Source organism: Kitasatospora sp. NPDC004289, assembly GCF_053602875.1.
The window spans coordinates 62,293-76,237 of record NZ_JBSGEL010000005.1 but is presented as its reverse complement, the minus strand read 5'-3'; the positions used below and the strand labels follow the sequence as shown (position 1 = coordinate 76,237).

Sequence of the window (13,945 nt, the reverse complement as noted above, 5' to 3'; positions counted from 1 at the left end):
GTGTCAGGGCAGGTAGCGGAAGGTGCCGGAGAGGGTGCCGAAGGCGTCGCCGGCCTCGAAGGAGGTGCCGAGCGCCTCGTTCAGCGTCCCGGCGCCGACCTCGGTGAGGGTCAGCGGCACCCGGGCGGTACGGATCCCGCCCGGGGCCAGGCCCCAGCCCGGGCCGAAGGCGTCCCGCAGGGTGTAGGAACAGAACAGCTGCTCGGTCTCGGACTTGACGCCGTTCACCTCCAGGTAGGAGGAGAGGCCCCGGGTCGGCGCGAACCGCAGGTAGAACTCGTCCATGGTCCAACTGCCCCCGGACCGAGGGGAGCTGAGGGTCACCCCGCCCGGGTAGTAGACCCGGCCGAACTCCTCCAGGTCGATGTAGTCGCCGGAGGTCCAGCCGATGTCGCTCCTGATGCCGCTGTCCCCGGGCAGCGCGCGCACCGGGGCGATCGGGGTGATCACCACCTCCTGCTCGGCCAGGGCGGCCTTGAACCCCGGCGCCCACTCGACCTGGGCCTCGCCCCAGGGCGAGACGTACGGGCCGGACGGCATCCCGGCGGCCTGAGCGGCTCCGGGGGTGACGGTCCAGAGCATCAGGACGGCGAAGAGCACGGAGAGGAGTTGACGTACTTTCATATCGGATCCCCAGTCACGGGACGGCCCAACTCGCTTGCGGCGGTGGGCGGATGGCAGCGCACGGCGGCACGGGACCGCACGGCTGATCGGCTCCGGACGCTACCCCGGCCAGTCCGGTCCGTCCGCATGCGGATGACTCTCCCGGGTGCGGTCCGGTCCGGAAATTGATCCGGCCGGGGGAATCGCGTGACTCTTTCGGGGGGCGACGGCTGCGTGAAGATCCACGGGGCGCCTAGGTTGGCCGTGGCCGCCGGACGGGACCCGTCCACGGTCGCCCTTCACGCGCCCAACGGCGGCTGAAGCCAGGCTGGTTGGGCTCGCCCCCGTTTCCCGTACCCGGACCCCTGGGAGCCACTGTGCCCGGACCTGACGGTCCCCGCCCCGGTCGGCGGACCTTCCTCGGCGCCGCCGCCGCCACGTTGACCGCGGCCGCGCTCGGCGGGCCGCTGCTCGGCCGCAGCCTGGCGGGCGGGCACGTCGACGCGCCCGCCGTGATGGCCGACCCGCAGGCCAACGTCACCGACGTGTTCGCCTTCACCAGCCCGGACGACCACTCGACGGTCACCATCGCCGTCGACGTCCAGCCGGCCCAGCTGCCCGGGTCGCCCCTGCTCAACTACCCCTTCGCCACCCGGGCCCGGTACGAGGTGCACGTGGACCGGACCGGCGACGGCCGCCCGGACCTGACCTACCGGTGGACCTTCCGGAACGAGGACCGCCGGCTCTTCGGCAGCGGGCCGATCGCGCTCTCCCCGGTGCGCTCGCTCACCGACTCCTCGCTGCTCTTCCGCCAGCGCTACACGCTGGAACGGATCCGCCCCGGCCGCCCCGCCGAGCTGCTCCTCTCCGACGCGATCGCGGCGCCCACCCACACCGGCCTGGCGCTGATGCCCGACTACCGGGCACTGCGTACCGAGGCCACCCGCGCACTGCCGGGCGGCGGCCGCACGCTGGCCGGCCAGATCGCCGAGCCGTTCGTCGCGGACACCCGGGTCTTCGGACTGTTCGTGCTGGGCACGGTGGGGCCGGTCCCCGGCGCCCTGCCCGCCGCCGGGCCGCTCTCCGCGCTCAACGTCGGCTCCCTGATCCTCCAGCTGCCCAAGCGCGAACTCGCCCTGAACGGCGACCCGGCGCGCAATCCGGTGATCGGCGTCTGGGCCACCGTCTCCCGGGAGGGGGCCGACCTCTCCCGCGACCTGCGCACCCAGGCCGCGAGCTACCGGCAGATCGGCCGGCTCGGCATGCCGCACGTCTGCTTCGCCCTCTGGGGCAGCGCCGCCTTCAACGCCGCTCCCGGCGGGCCGGAGGACCGCTTCAACGCCCGTCCGGCCGAACTCGACCACCAGGACGCCGAGTTCGTCGCCGCCACGCTCGACCCGGCACCGCCCCGGCGGATCGAGGCGGCCCAGGGCTTCGCCGCCCCGGCCACCCCGCGCGAGGACATCAGGGCGCTCTTCCTCAGCGGCATCGGCGCGGCCAACGGCTCCCGCTTCGGCTTCGACCTCAACACCCACGCCCTGAACGCCGACGCCGACCCGGCCGCGATCACCCACGCCGAGGAGCTCCGGCTCAACCTCACCACTCCGGTGAGCGCCGAACCGCACCCCTACGGCGTGCTCGCCGGTGACCGCCAGGGCTACCCCAACGGCCGCCGGTTCAACGACGTCATCGACGTCCCGCTGCTGCGGATGCTGGAGGGCGAGCCCTCCGAGCGCTCCGCCGCCCACCTGCTGCCGCCGCCGAGCTTCGACGTCCAGCCCGCACCGGCCTCGGACGTCTTCCCGTACGTCAACCTCCCGCACGCGGGCCCGTGACGGGCCGTCAGTGGCTGGGCGGCGGGCTGCTCGTCCTGGCCTGCGCGGCGGGGCTGGTGGCGCTCTCGCCCGAGCGCGCGGTCCGGCCGATCGGTGTGGTCGGCCCGGTGGCGGTGCCCGTACCGCCGCCGCCCGACCGGCTGGCCGCCGCCCGGGAGGACGCCAGGCGGCGGCCCGGGGACGCGGCGGCCTGGGCCGAGGTCGGGCTCGCCGCCGTGGAGCAGGCCCGGACCTCCCTGGACGCCGGCGGGCTCGACCTGGCCGAACGGGCCCTGGCCCGATCGCTGGAGCTGAAGCCGGAGGCCAACTACGCCGCCGTGGTCGGCTCCGGCGCGCTCGCCAACGCCCGGCACGAGTTCGGGGCCGCCCGGGAGCACGGGCTGCGGGCCACCGCGATGGCACCCGAGCGGGCGGCCGCGTACGCGGTGCTGGCCGACGCGGAGCTCGAACTCGGCGACTACCCGGCCGCCACCGCCGCCACCCAGCGCCTGCTGGACCTGGCCCCGACCGCCGCCGCCCTGGTCCGGGCCGCCCAGGACCTGCAGGCGCACGGCCGCCGGGCCGAGGCGCAGCTCGCGCTGGAACGGGCCCTGGAGGCGGCCGGGCCGGCCGGGGAACGAGCCTTCTGCGCCCGCCGGCTGGGTGATCTCGCCTGGGAGGACGGGCGGTTGACGGAGGCGGACGGCCGCTACCGGGAGGCCCTGGCCGCCCGCACCGACGACGCGGCCGCCGCCTTCGGCCTGGCCAGGACCGCTGCCGCCCAGGGGCGGACGGAGGAGGCGGCGCGGCGGCTGGCCGAACTGACCGCGCGGACACCGCTCCCGCAGTTCCTGCTGGAGCAGGCCGAACTCGCCCTCGCCACCGGCCACCGGGCCGACGCCGAAGGCCCGTTGGCCGCCCTCGCGGCGGAGGCCCGGCTGGCGGTCGGTCCGGCGGACCTGCACCTTGCGCGCTACCTGGCCGACCACGGTGACGCCGGCGAGGCCGTGCGGCAGCTCACCGAGGAGTGGGAACGGCGCCGCAGCGCCCCCGTCGCGGCCGAGCTGGCCTGGGCGCTGCACCGGACCGGGGACGACCGCGGTGCCCTCCAACACGCCCGGTCCGCAGCCGAGTCGGGGGACGAGCCGGTGCTCGCCGCCTACCACCGGGGCGTGATCGAACTCGCCCTCGGGCTGCCGGAGGGCAAGGAGACCCTGCGCACCGCGCTGGAGCGCAACCCGCGGTTCTCCGCCTACCACGCGGACCTGGCCCGCCGCCTGCTCACCGAGGGGGAGCGATGAACGGAGTCAACGGCCTTGCGGGGCACGGTACTCGGGATCGCCGCAGCCGGGCGGCCGGGCTGATCCTGACGGTGCTGCTGCCCGGGGTGGTGCTCCCGGGAACCGCGGTGGCGCACCCGCTGGGCAACTTCAGCGTCAACCGCTACGACGGCCTGCGGCTGCGGCCCGACCGGATCCAGGACAGCTTGGTGCTCGACACCGCCGAGATCCCCACCGCCCAGGACCGGACCGCCGCCGACCGGGACCACGACGGTGCGGTGGACGCGTCCGAGGCGGCTGACCGCGCCGGGCAGCGGTGCGCCGAACTCGCGGGCGCCGTCCGGGCGGACGTCGGCGGACGCGAGGCGTCCTGGCGGGTGGAGGCGAGCGGCCTGGAGTACCGGCCGGGCGCCGCCGGTCTGCCCACCGCGAGGCTGAGCTGCGAACTCTCGGCGGCCGCCGACCTCAGCCGCCCCGTCCGGGTGAGCTTCCGCTCCGGGGCGGACGGCGCCGGCCCGGGCTGGAAGGAGATCACCGCGGTCGGCGAGGGGGTCGAGCTGCGCGAGGGCAGCGTGCCCCGGCGGAGCGCCACCGACGGCCTGCGCAGCTACCCGGCGGACTCCGTCGAGCGGCCGCTGTCGGTGGTTGCCGTCGAGCTCGCGGCCGACGGTGCGTCAGCCGCACTGCCGCCGCCGGCGCCGCCGGCGATCGGCGGGTCGGCGGGCGACGGGACGTCAGGGGATCCGGCCGACGGTGCGTCAGCGGCGCCACCCGCGGACGGGTCGGCGCCCGCGCCCGACGGGGCTCCGGCCGGGCGGCGGTCCGTCCCGGGGGCCCACCGCTCCGCCGAACGGCGGGCCGTCCCGGCCGGGGCCGTCGGCCTGCCACCGCTGGACGGGGTGGAGCGGCACCTCGCCGCCCTCACCACCACCCGCGACCTGACCGTCCCCGTCGGTCTGGCGGCCACCGCCCTCGCCCTGCTGCTGGGCGCCGGGCACGCCGCCCTCCCCGGCCACGCCAAACTCGCGGTCGCCGCCTGCCTGGCCCGCACCTCGGGGCGGGCCCGGCGCAGCGGCCTGCGCTCCGCCCTGGCGGTGGGCGCGACGGTGACGGCCACCCACACGGCGGGGGTGCTGGTGGTCGGCCTGCTGCTGACCGCGTCGACCACCCTGGTGGGGGAGCGTCTGCTGAGTGGCCTCGGACTGGCCGGCGGTGCCCTGGTGACCCTCATCGGTGCCGCCCTGCTGGTCTCGGCCGTCCGCGCGCTGCCCGCCGTCCGCACCCTCAGCCGCGGCCGCTCCGCCCTCGTGGCGGAGAAGGCCGCGGACACCGGCCGCGACAGCGGGGCGGAGGACGGCCACGGGCACGAGCACGGGCGCGCACCGGACCACCGCGACCACGACGGGCACGGGCACGGGCATGAGCACGGGCACCGGCATGAGCACGGCCACGGGCACGGGCACGGGCATGAGCACGGCCACGGCCACCGGATCGGGAGGCTCCGCCTCCCCTCGTTGATCGGTGTCGGCCTGGCGGGCGGGCTGGTGCCCAGCCCCTCCGCCCTGGTGATCCTGCTCGGAGCGGTGGCGCTCGGCCGCACCTCCTTCGGCGTGCTGCTGGTGCTCGGGTACGGCCTCGGCATGGCGATCGCGCTGGCCGCCGCCGGACTGCTCCTCTCGGGCGGCTCGACCCGGGTCGCCTCGTTCACCGCCCGGTACGTACCGGCGCTCGGCCGGTACGCCCGCCTCGGCGGCCTGCTCACCGCCCTGGTGGTGCTGGCCGTCGGCCTCGGCCTGGTGCTGCGCGGCGCCTCCGGTCTGTAGGAGCCCGACGCCGCGTCAGGCGGCCGGGTCCACGCTGCGCCGGACGGCCCGGGTGTAGCGGCGGGCGGCCAGCTGCTGGAGCAGCGGCACCAGCGGTCCGCCGAGACGGGTGTACCAGCGGCCGGGGCGGCTGAAGGCGGTGACGGTCATCCGGACCGCGCCGTCCGGGCCGAGCTCGACCACGAAGGACTCCTCGCCGGCCTCCGGATGGCCCGTCAGGGTGCCGTAGGCGAAGCCGATCCGGTCGGGTCCGTCGACCGACCAGAGCACCTCGGCGGGAGCGGTCACGGCGAGCGGCCCGAGCCCGATCCGGCAGACCACCCGCACCCCGGCCTCGGCCGGCGGCGTCCCGGGGGCCACGCCGATCCCCGCGCCCCGGTGCATCCGCCAGCTGGTGACGGTCTCCCCGGCGGCCTCCAGCACGTCCCGGCCGTACCCGATCACCTCCCGGTGGCGCAGGTGCCGGTATCCGGCGGGCAGCCGGTCGGAGGCGGCGAGGGCGCCGACGTCGGGGTAGTTGAAGGCCGGCCGGCGGGTGGCGGCGGTCGCGGCCCGCCGCACCACCCGGCCGCAGCCCCGCACGTACAGGCCCTGGAGCAGTCCGAGCAGCGGTCCGCCGAGGCGGGTGTACCAGCGGTCGGGGCGGCTGAAGGCGGTGACGGTGAGCCGGACGGCCCCGTCCTCGCCCATCTCGACCACGAAGGACTCCTCCCCGCTGGCCGGATGGCCCGTCAGGGTGCCGTAGGCGAAGCCGATGCGGTCGGGTTCGCGGACCGACCAGACCACCTCGGCGGGGGCCGAGACGGTGAGCGGCCCGAACCCGAGGCCGAGCGAGGCCCGCACGCCCGGGTCGGTCCGCTCGGCCTCGGCGTGGACCTTGGTGCCCATCCCGCGGTGCATCCGCCAGCTGGTCACCGTCTCCCCGGCGGCCTCCAGCGCCTCCCGGCCGTACCCGATCAGGACGCGGTGGCGCAGGTGGCGGTAGCCGGCCGGGAGGCGGTCGGGCGTCCGGGTGGCGCCGACCTCGGGGTAGCTGAAGGCGGTGGTGCGGCGGTGGTCCGTGCGGTGCTGGTCCGTGCCGTGCTGGTCCGTGCGGTGGTTCATCGCGCGAGCTCCTCGAGTCTGCGCCAGGCCAGCAGCGAGCAGAGCGCGAAGCCGAGCGCGTTGCCGAGGCCGTGGGTGGCGGCCATCCAGGTCAGGGTGGGGTGGATCAGTCCGGTGGCCTCGCCGAGCGCCCACCAGAGGGCGAGCAGCATGGTGACCACCAGGACGGCGGCGGAGCCGAGCAGCAGCCGGGCGGTGAGCCGGTCGGGGGCGCGTCGGCTGACGTCCCGCCAGGTGAGCAGGCCGGTCAGCCACATGCCGACGGTCAGCACCACGGCGCCGACCAGCTCGGCCCAGTCCCCGACGAAGTAGCCGCCGAGCACCAGCAGGGTGCCGAGCGGCACGCTCAGCGCCGCGGCCGCCGCAGGGCCGGGGCGGTCGGTGACGGTCCGTCCGACCAGCCCGGCCACCAGGGCGGCGGTGAAGCCGGCGAAGTGGAAGTGCGGCACGGTGAGCGCCAGGATGTCCAGGTCGAAGCCGAAGAGCTCGGTGCCGGAGCGCTCGGCGACCAGCGCGAGGCCGGCCACCGAGGGTGCGGCGAGGGCGGTGAGCGCGGCGAGCTCGGCCGGGGCCAGGGACCGGCGGCGGGCCAGCCGGGCGGGCGCCAGCAGGGCCAGCGCCACGGTGGCGGCGGCGTAGACCGAGGCCAGGGCGGTGGCGGTGGTGCCGCGCGGGAGCCAGAGCGCGAGTGCACCGGGCAGGGCGGCGAAGGGCCAGAGCCGGGCCAGGGCGGCACTGCCGGGGCCGCCGAGCAGGCCGAGGCCCAGGGGTACGACGGCCAGCATGCCGAGCATGACGATGAGGTTGACCAGGGCGGTCACGGCAGCTGCCCCCTCTCGTTGAACGTGTTCAAAGCTGCTGCGCGGATGACTCTACGGCAACTCTGAACATGTTCAACAGCCACCCCCTCCCGGAACGAGGGGGTGGCTGCGGGGCCTGGCCGGGGCCCGGTCGGGGCCGGCCCGGGGCCGGGGTCGTGCCGGGGTCAGCGGCCGATCCGGTCCAGCGGGACGGCCGGATCGGCGAGCTGGTCCGGGTCCACCGTGCGGCCTGAGCGGACCAGGTCGCGGATCGGGTCGGTGACGTCCCAGACGTTGACGTTCATCCCGGCGAGCACCCGCCCGCCGGAGAGCCAGAAGGCGATGAACTCGCGCGAGCGCCGCTCGCCCCGGAAGACCACCCGGTCGAAGCCGCCCGGCTCCACGTAGCCGGTGTACTCCATGCCCAGGTCGTACTGGTCGGTGAAGAAGTACGGCACCCGGTCGTGCACCGCCTCCTGCCCGAGCATCGCCCGGGCGGCCACCCTCGGCTGGTGCAGCGCGTTGGCCCAGTGCTCGACCCGGACCGGCCGGTCGAAGAGCGGGTGGTAGGCGTTGGCCACGTCCCCCGCCGCGAACACGTCCGGCGCCGAGGTGGTCAGCTGCTGGTCGGTGCGGATCCCGTTGTCCACGTGCAGCCCCGCGGCCTCGGCCAGCCCGGTGTTCGGGACGATGCCGATGCCGACCACCACCGCGTCGGCCGGGACCAGTTCGCCGCCCTCCAGCCGCACGCCCTCGTCGGTCACCTCCGTCACCCGGACGCCGAAGCGCAGGTCCACCCCGTGCTCCCGGTGCAGGTCGGCGAAGACCTCGGCGGCCTCCCGGCCCAGTACCCGCAGCAGCGGCAGCTCGGCGGCCTCCAGCACCGTCACTTCCGCCCCCGCCTCCCGGGCGGCCGAGGCGGTCTCCAGGCCGATCCAGCCCGCGCCGATCACCACGATCCGGGCCTTCGGACGGATCGCCGCCTTGATCCGCTCGCTGTCCCCGACGGTGCGCAGGTAGTGCACCTGCCCGCCCTCGGCGCCGGGCACGGTCAGCCGTCGCGGCGAGGAGCCGGTGGTGAGCAGCAGCCGGGTGTACGGGACCAGTCCGCCGTCGTCCAGGCTGACGGTCCGTTGGCCCGGGTCGATCGCGGTCGCGGTCACCCCGAGCCGCAGGTCCACCCCCTGCTCGGCGTACCACTCCGCCGGATGGACGTAGATCTTCTCCCGGGCGGTCTTGCCCATCAGGTAGCCCTTGGAGAGCGGCGGCCGCTCGTACGGCCGCTCCTCCTCGCTGCCGATCAACGTCACCGGGCCGTCGTAGCCCTCCGCCCGCAGGGTCTCGACCGCCTTCGCCCCGGCCAGACCCGCCCCCACCACGACGTAGCCCATCCGCATCGCCTGCTCCTCTCCTCGGCTGCGCCACACCCCGCCATCACACCCCGGAGGACTGCCCGCCGCGCGTCGAACCACACGTCCCGTCCGGCGCTGTCGCCCCCCTCCCCCTAGGCTGTGGAGCGCCACGACCGGAAGGAAGGGCTCCGCATGAGCGAGCAGACCACCACCGTGCGCTGCGTCCCGGCCGCCCCCTGCTGGGTCAGCCTGATGGCGCGTGACCTGACGGTGGCCCAGGAGTTCTACGGGCCGCTGCTCGGCTGGTCCTTCGAGGACGGGCGGCACGGCTTCGGCCCGTACGTCCGGGCGGTGGTGGACGGTGTGGAGGTGGCCGGGCTCGGCACCACCGAGGGGGAGTGGCAGCCGCCCGTCGCCTGGACCACCTACTTCGGCACCGAGAGCGCGGACGAGACCGCCGGCCGGATCCGCGAGCGCGGCGGCACCGTCGCGGTCGGCCCGCTCCCCTTCGACGCCGGGCGGATGGCCCTCGCCTCCGACCTGACCGGTGCCGCCTTCGGTCTCTGGGAGGGCGACCTCGGCTGCACCACCTGGGTCCGCTCGCCCGGTGCCCCGGTCTGGATCGAACTGCGCACCGGCGACCCGTTCCAGGCCGCCCTGTTCTACGGCGAGGTCTTCCGCTGGGACGAGCGCGACCCCGCGCGCCTGGAGGTCCGCTACGAGCACGAGCGCGTCGTGCTGCGCGCCGACGGCCGCAGCGTCGCCGCCCTGCGCCGCGGCGAACTGACCGGCTCGCACTGGGAGGTCTACTTCTCCGTCGCCGACACCGACGCCGCCACCACCCGCGCCACCGCCCTCGGCGGCAGCGTGGTCGACGCCCCCGCCGACAGCCCCTACGGCCGCACCGCCCGGCTGCGCGACAGCGAGGGCGGCCTGTTCTCCGTCATCACCCCGGCGGCCTGAGGAAATCCGCTTGAGCCGGGGCGCGGTCCGGGCGAGGCTGGGCCGGTGATCTTCGAACTCTCCCCGTACCGGCTGACCTGGGACGAGGTCGACCCCGCCCGCCGGCCCTTCGACCGCGCGACCGCGGCCGAGGCGGTGCGCGGGCTCGGCCCGGCCGGACAGGTGCCGTGGATGCCGGACGCCCCGGGTGGGCCCGAGCACCGGGCACTGGTCCGCGAGCGCGGGGACTCCTGGGGTGACGCGATGTCACACGCGCTCGCCCGGCACTACGGCGACTGGGCGCTGGGCTGGCGCTGGGCCCGGGCCGAGGGGGACGTCGACGGCGGACCGGTCGGGAGCTGGTGCTGTCCGCCGCACTCGATCGGCACCCCGGAGCAGACCCTCGCGAAGGTCACGGAGGCTCTGTGCGAGTGGCGGGACTGGCTGGAGGACCTGGCGGCGCAGTTCGACGCGTACCCACTGGAGCTCGCCGAGGTGGAGGACCGGCGGGACCTCTGGGAGGACGCCTCCCGGCGACTGATCGCGCGCGTCGCGGACCGCACCGGGGCGGGCAGCGCGTGGTACGGCCACTGCCAGGTGGTGCTCGGCTGGTTCCTCGCCCGTTGGGGCGTGGCCTCCGGAACGGCGGTGCGACTGGTGAACGAGGCCGTCGGCGGCCGCTTCCACAGCTGGACCGCCCCGGAGCCCGAGGAGGCGGCCGAGGTCGCGGAGCGGCTGGCGGGCGCGCTCACGCCCGGTCTCGCCCGGCGGACCCCCGAGCCCGGGCGGGACCACCTCCGGGACTGGCTGACGGTCCGTGAGGAGGTGCCCTGGCACGAGGTCGGAGACCTGGGCCCCGGCCCCGTGGTGCCGTCGCGGGACGGTGCGGCGGAGGAGGTCCGCGCCTTCGACCTGGCGATCGACCGGGCGCGCGGGGAGGGGATGCTGGCCGCCCTGGAGCAGGTCAGGGCCGACGCCGCGCGCGGGGCGGTGCTCGACTTCGAGCTGCTGAGCGGGTGGCAGCGGCACGTGCTGGGCGTCGAGCGGCCGCCGCCGTTCCGCACCCTTGCGGCCTTCGCCAAGGACGGCCGCGAGCGGTACGGCATCGGACCGGACACCCGCGCGCGGCTGGACGCCTGCCTGGCCGGGAGCGCCGCCGGCGGGTTGCCGTTGGCCACCCGGGCCGCGCGGGCCTACCTGGACGTCGCCTACTTCCACCCGTTCGACGACGGCAACGCCCGGGCGGGCTTCCTGGCCCTGCTCTTCGTCCTCGCCCGGGAGGGGTCCGGCATCGACGCCGTCGGCGCGCTCCGCCGGGTCTCCTACCGGGCGGACTCGCCGCAGGACGCGGTGGAGTGCGCCCGGAGCGTGGCGAACGCCCTCTACTGGACCCGGGAGGCCGCGGCCGGCAGCTGACCGGCGGCCACCCGACCCCGCGTCAACTCCCGTTCAGGGCTTCGGAGACGGCGAGGGCGAAGCCCTCGGGGTTGTCGAACATGATGGTGTGGCCGCAGTCCGGGACGGCCCGGACGGTGGTGCCGGTGGCGGTCAGTTCCGCCGCGCCGGCCGGGGCGCCGTCGGCCTCGGGGTGGAGGTAGGTGCGGGGGACGGTCAGGGCGGCGAGCTGTTCGCGCAGGGGCGGGGTGGTGCCCCGGGCGCGGTGGACGGCGGTGCGGTGCAGGGCGACGGGGCCGGCCAGGCGCATGGTGGCCCACCAGGTGGGGCCGACCCGTTCGGCGGTCCGGTGCCACCCTTCGGCGAGGAACTTCTCCTCGGTGTACTCGGTGATGCCGGTGGACCCGGGAGCGGGCACGGTCGGTGCCGGGTCCAGGACCGAGTCGACCAGCACCAGCTTCGAGACCAGGCGGGGGTGACGGGCCGCCAGCAGGACGGCGACCGCCCCGCCCAGGCTGTGCGCGATCACCTCGGCACCCTCCACCCCGGCGGCGGTGAGGGCGGTGGCCACCGCGTCGGCGTGCGACTCCAGGGTGTACGGGAAGTCGGCCGGCCGGTCGCTGATGCCGAAGCCGAGCAGGTCCAGCAGCAGGGAACGACGGCCCGTCAGCAGCGGGTGGGCGGCGGCCGCGGCGGAGTAGACGGGCGAGCTGGCGCCCAGGCCGTGCAGGTAGAGCCGGGCCGGCTCGGCGCCGGGCAGCTCGATCCAGCGGATCAGGTCGCCGTTCGGGGTCACGGGGGCTTGGCGCATGGCGGGGCTCCTGACGCGGGTGCGGTGAGCGGACGGCCCAGACCATACATCGATTCCGAGGTATCACGGAAGCGATATAGCCGGGCGCTCGGCATGGCAGCATGGGCGCATGCTGAAGCTCGCCATCCTCGGGTTCCTGTGCGACCGGCCGCTGCACGGCTACGAGCTGCGCCGCCACCTGGCCGCGCTCACCGGGCACGTCCGGCCGATCAGCGACGGCACCCTCTATCCGGCGATCAAGCGCCTGGAGACCGACGGCCTGCTGCGCCGCGAGACCGAACCGGGTGCGGCGGCCGCGCCCCGGCACACCCTCCACCTCACCCCGGCCGGGCAGCGCGCACTGCGCGAACTACTGAGCGAGCCGGAGGAGTTGGACATCAGCGACGAGAACCGCTGGTTCACCGTGCTGGCCTTCCTGCGCCACCTGGAGAGCCCGGCCGAGCAGGCGGCGGTGCTCCGCCGCCGGCTCGCCTTCCTCGGCGAGCCGGCCAGCTTCTTCTATGACGGCGCCCGCCCCCTCCGGGCGGAGGAGCTCACCGACCCGTTCCGGGCCGGCCTGCTGCGGATCGCCCGCGCCACCACCGAGGCCGAACTCGCCTGGCTGGAAGCGACGTTGAAGGACCTGGAGGCAGTGGACGGCGGGGCCTAGACGTCCAGCGCGGTGCCGTAGAGACGGTTCACCTTCAGGCGGATGACCAGGCGGCGCTCGGCGACCAGCTCGGCCAGGAAGGCCTCCTCGTCCTCCGGGCCGGGGCGGGCGGCCGCCGGGATCATGGCGAGCAGCTCGCGGCCGACCGCGTCGCCCGGTGTGACGGTGACCTCGGAGACCTCGGCCTCGCCCTCGGCCACCGCGAAGGACCAGACGTCGCCGCCCGTCACGTGCACGGCGGCCCGGGGGTTCGAGCGCAGGTGGGCGACCTTGACCCGGTCGGCGGTGGTGGAGAAGCGGACGATCCGGGCCTGCGGGTCCCAGCTGTAGACCATGGTGGTCAGGTGCGGGTGGCCGCTGCGCTTCACGGTGGAGAGGGTGCCGAACTGCTGCCGGGAGAGCAGCTCGGAGAGGGCGTCGTCGGACAGGGTGCGGGGCTTCGGCTTCTCGGTCATGCCGTGGCCAACCGAGCTGACGGTCCGACAATTTCCTCCGGTCGAAGAAAGATCGTCAGGCGTCCGCGCGGTGGGAGCCGGCCGGGCGGAAGAGGCGGTGCATGGCCTCGGGGAGCTGGTCGGCGGCGGTGACCGGGCGGTGGAACTCGAAGCGGGCGTCGAGGATGCGGGCACCGTCGATCATCCGGACCCGGAGGCCGAAGCGGTCCAGGGCGACCGGGCGGACGTCGAGGCCGACCGGGTGCTCGGTCCAGCCGGCCGGACCGGCGGGGTGGTCGAGGGCCAGCGCGCCGAGCCGGGCGAGGTGGTCGGGGTGGGCGGCGGCCAGGTGCTGGAGCATGGCGGCCTCGTCGGCGGCGAGCGGGTCCGGTGCGGCCGCGCCGAGCCCGTCGAGCGGGACGCAGCACTCCGATCCCCAGAGGTCCTCGACCGAGAGGTGGTCGGGGGCGAGCCGGAGCAGGGCGTACCGGACTCCGGTGGGGCGCTGCGGGAAGAGGCCGTCGAGCACCTCGGGCGCGGCGGCGGTCAGCACGTCCAGGTGCCCGTGCGCGGTGGCGCGGCCGCGGATGCGGTGCGGCATCGCGACCGGTGCCACGTCCACCGCCTCGACCACGGCCGGGAGTTCGTCGCCCCGGGCGACCGAGGCGATCCGGCAGAGCGGGGAGTCCTGTTCGACCAGGAGGGCGAGCGAGCCGTCCGCCAGCACCGCGCAGCGGGCGGCGGGCGGGATGCCGGGGCGCTGGGCCAGGTCCATGCCGGGCACGTCGACGATCACCGAGGAGGCGAACTCCAGCAGGGTGCGGGCGCGTTCGGCCGGGGTGGGCGCGGTGGCGGGGCTTCCGGAGCTGGGCAGGGCAGGGCTGGCGGGCATCCGTCCTCCTGAGTAGGTAAGGCGAGCCTAACCTAAGTCGGGGGAG

At 75.9% G+C, this 13,945-nt stretch carries 13 protein-coding genes; 6 read left to right on the top strand and 7 right to left on the bottom strand.

Annotated elements, in window-relative coordinates; all coding sequences use genetic code 11:
- Positions 1–3: 3 nt before the first annotated feature.
- Positions 4–624, bottom strand: coding sequence for a hypothetical protein (locus ACWEPF_RS04765; protein ID WP_452171422.1), 621 nt, complete (start codon positions 622–624; stop codon positions 4–6).
- 356 nt (positions 625–980) lie between these two features.
- Between ACWEPF_RS04765 and ACWEPF_RS04760 the strand changes: the two genes are divergently transcribed.
- The 3 genes from ACWEPF_RS04760 to ACWEPF_RS04750 are packed head-to-tail and all read left to right on the top strand — an operon-like array spanning position 981 to position 5,520.
- Positions 981–2,438 carry a DUF4331 domain-containing protein gene (locus ACWEPF_RS04760; protein ID WP_452171421.1) on the top strand — a complete coding sequence of 486 codons (1,458 nt, stop codon included), beginning with the start codon at positions 981–983 and terminating at the stop codon, positions 2,436–2,438.
- Positions 2,435–3,718, top strand: coding sequence for a tetratricopeptide repeat protein (locus ACWEPF_RS04755; protein WP_452171420.1), 1,284 nt, complete (start codon positions 2,435–2,437; stop codon positions 3,716–3,718). Before ACWEPF_RS04760 ends, ACWEPF_RS04755 begins: the two co-directional genes overlap by 4 nt.
- A complete protein-coding gene (locus tag ACWEPF_RS04750; RefSeq protein ID WP_452171419.1) occupies positions 3,715–5,520 on the top strand; it encodes a nickel transporter in 1,806 nt (601 codons plus the stop codon). Before ACWEPF_RS04755 ends, ACWEPF_RS04750 begins: the two co-directional genes overlap by 4 nt.
- A 15-nt stretch (positions 5,521–5,535) precedes the next feature.
- Here the strand turns inward: ACWEPF_RS04750 and ACWEPF_RS04745 are convergent, their stop codons facing one another.
- The 3 genes from ACWEPF_RS04745 to ACWEPF_RS04735 all read right to left on the bottom strand — a co-directional run bounded on the left by ACWEPF_RS04745 (position 5,536) and on the right by ACWEPF_RS04735 (position 8,821).
- Positions 5,536–6,624, bottom strand: coding sequence for a DUF1990 family protein (locus ACWEPF_RS04745; protein ID WP_452171418.1), 1,089 nt, complete (start codon positions 6,622–6,624; stop codon positions 5,536–5,538).
- A complete protein-coding gene (locus ACWEPF_RS04740; RefSeq protein ID WP_452171417.1) occupies positions 6,621–7,445 on the bottom strand; it encodes a YndJ family protein in 825 nt (274 codons plus the stop codon). The genes ACWEPF_RS04745 and ACWEPF_RS04740 overlap by 4 nt, the downstream gene beginning before the upstream one ends.
- Before the next feature lie 164 nt (positions 7,446–7,609).
- Entirely contained in the window at positions 7,610–8,821 is a 1,212-nt protein-coding gene (locus ACWEPF_RS04735; protein ID WP_345288996.1) for an NAD(P)/FAD-dependent oxidoreductase, read from the bottom strand.
- Between the two features lie 147 nt (positions 8,822–8,968).
- Here ACWEPF_RS04735 and ACWEPF_RS04730 point away from each other — a divergent pair, with 147 nt between their 5' ends.
- Both ACWEPF_RS04730 and ACWEPF_RS04725 read left to right on the top strand, forming a co-directional pair.
- Complete coding sequence (locus ACWEPF_RS04730; protein ID WP_345288995.1) at positions 8,969–9,739, top strand: VOC family protein; 771 nt, start codon at positions 8,969–8,971, stop codon at positions 9,737–9,739.
- A gap of 45 nt (positions 9,740–9,784) precedes the next feature.
- Complete coding sequence (locus ACWEPF_RS04725; RefSeq protein WP_452171416.1) at positions 9,785–11,134, top strand: Fic family protein; 1,350 nt, start codon at positions 9,785–9,787, stop codon at positions 11,132–11,134.
- 22 nt (positions 11,135–11,156) lie between these two features.
- Here the strand turns inward: ACWEPF_RS04725 and ACWEPF_RS04720 are convergent, their stop codons facing one another.
- Entirely contained in the window at positions 11,157–11,924 is a 768-nt protein-coding gene (locus ACWEPF_RS04720; RefSeq protein ID WP_452171415.1) for an alpha/beta fold hydrolase, read from the bottom strand.
- Between the two features lie 109 nt (positions 11,925–12,033).
- On the opposite strand from ACWEPF_RS04720, the gene ACWEPF_RS04715 reads away from it, so the two are divergent.
- Positions 12,034–12,573 carry a PadR family transcriptional regulator gene (locus ACWEPF_RS04715; RefSeq protein ID WP_452171414.1) on the top strand — a complete coding sequence of 180 codons (540 nt, stop codon included), beginning with the start codon at positions 12,034–12,036 and terminating at the stop codon, positions 12,571–12,573.
- Here ACWEPF_RS04715 and ACWEPF_RS04710 read toward each other — a convergent pair.
- Complete coding sequence (locus ACWEPF_RS04710; protein WP_452171413.1) at positions 12,570–13,028, bottom strand: TIGR03618 family F420-dependent PPOX class oxidoreductase; 459 nt, start codon at positions 13,026–13,028, stop codon at positions 12,570–12,572. The genes ACWEPF_RS04715 and ACWEPF_RS04710 overlap by 4 nt on opposite strands.
- Positions 13,029–13,083: 55 nt before the next feature.
- Positions 13,084–13,899 (bottom strand): hypothetical protein, encoded by an 816-nt coding sequence (locus ACWEPF_RS04705; protein WP_452171412.1) that lies wholly within the window; start codon positions 13,897–13,899, stop codon positions 13,084–13,086.
- Between the last annotated feature and the right edge of the window lie 46 nt (positions 13,900–13,945).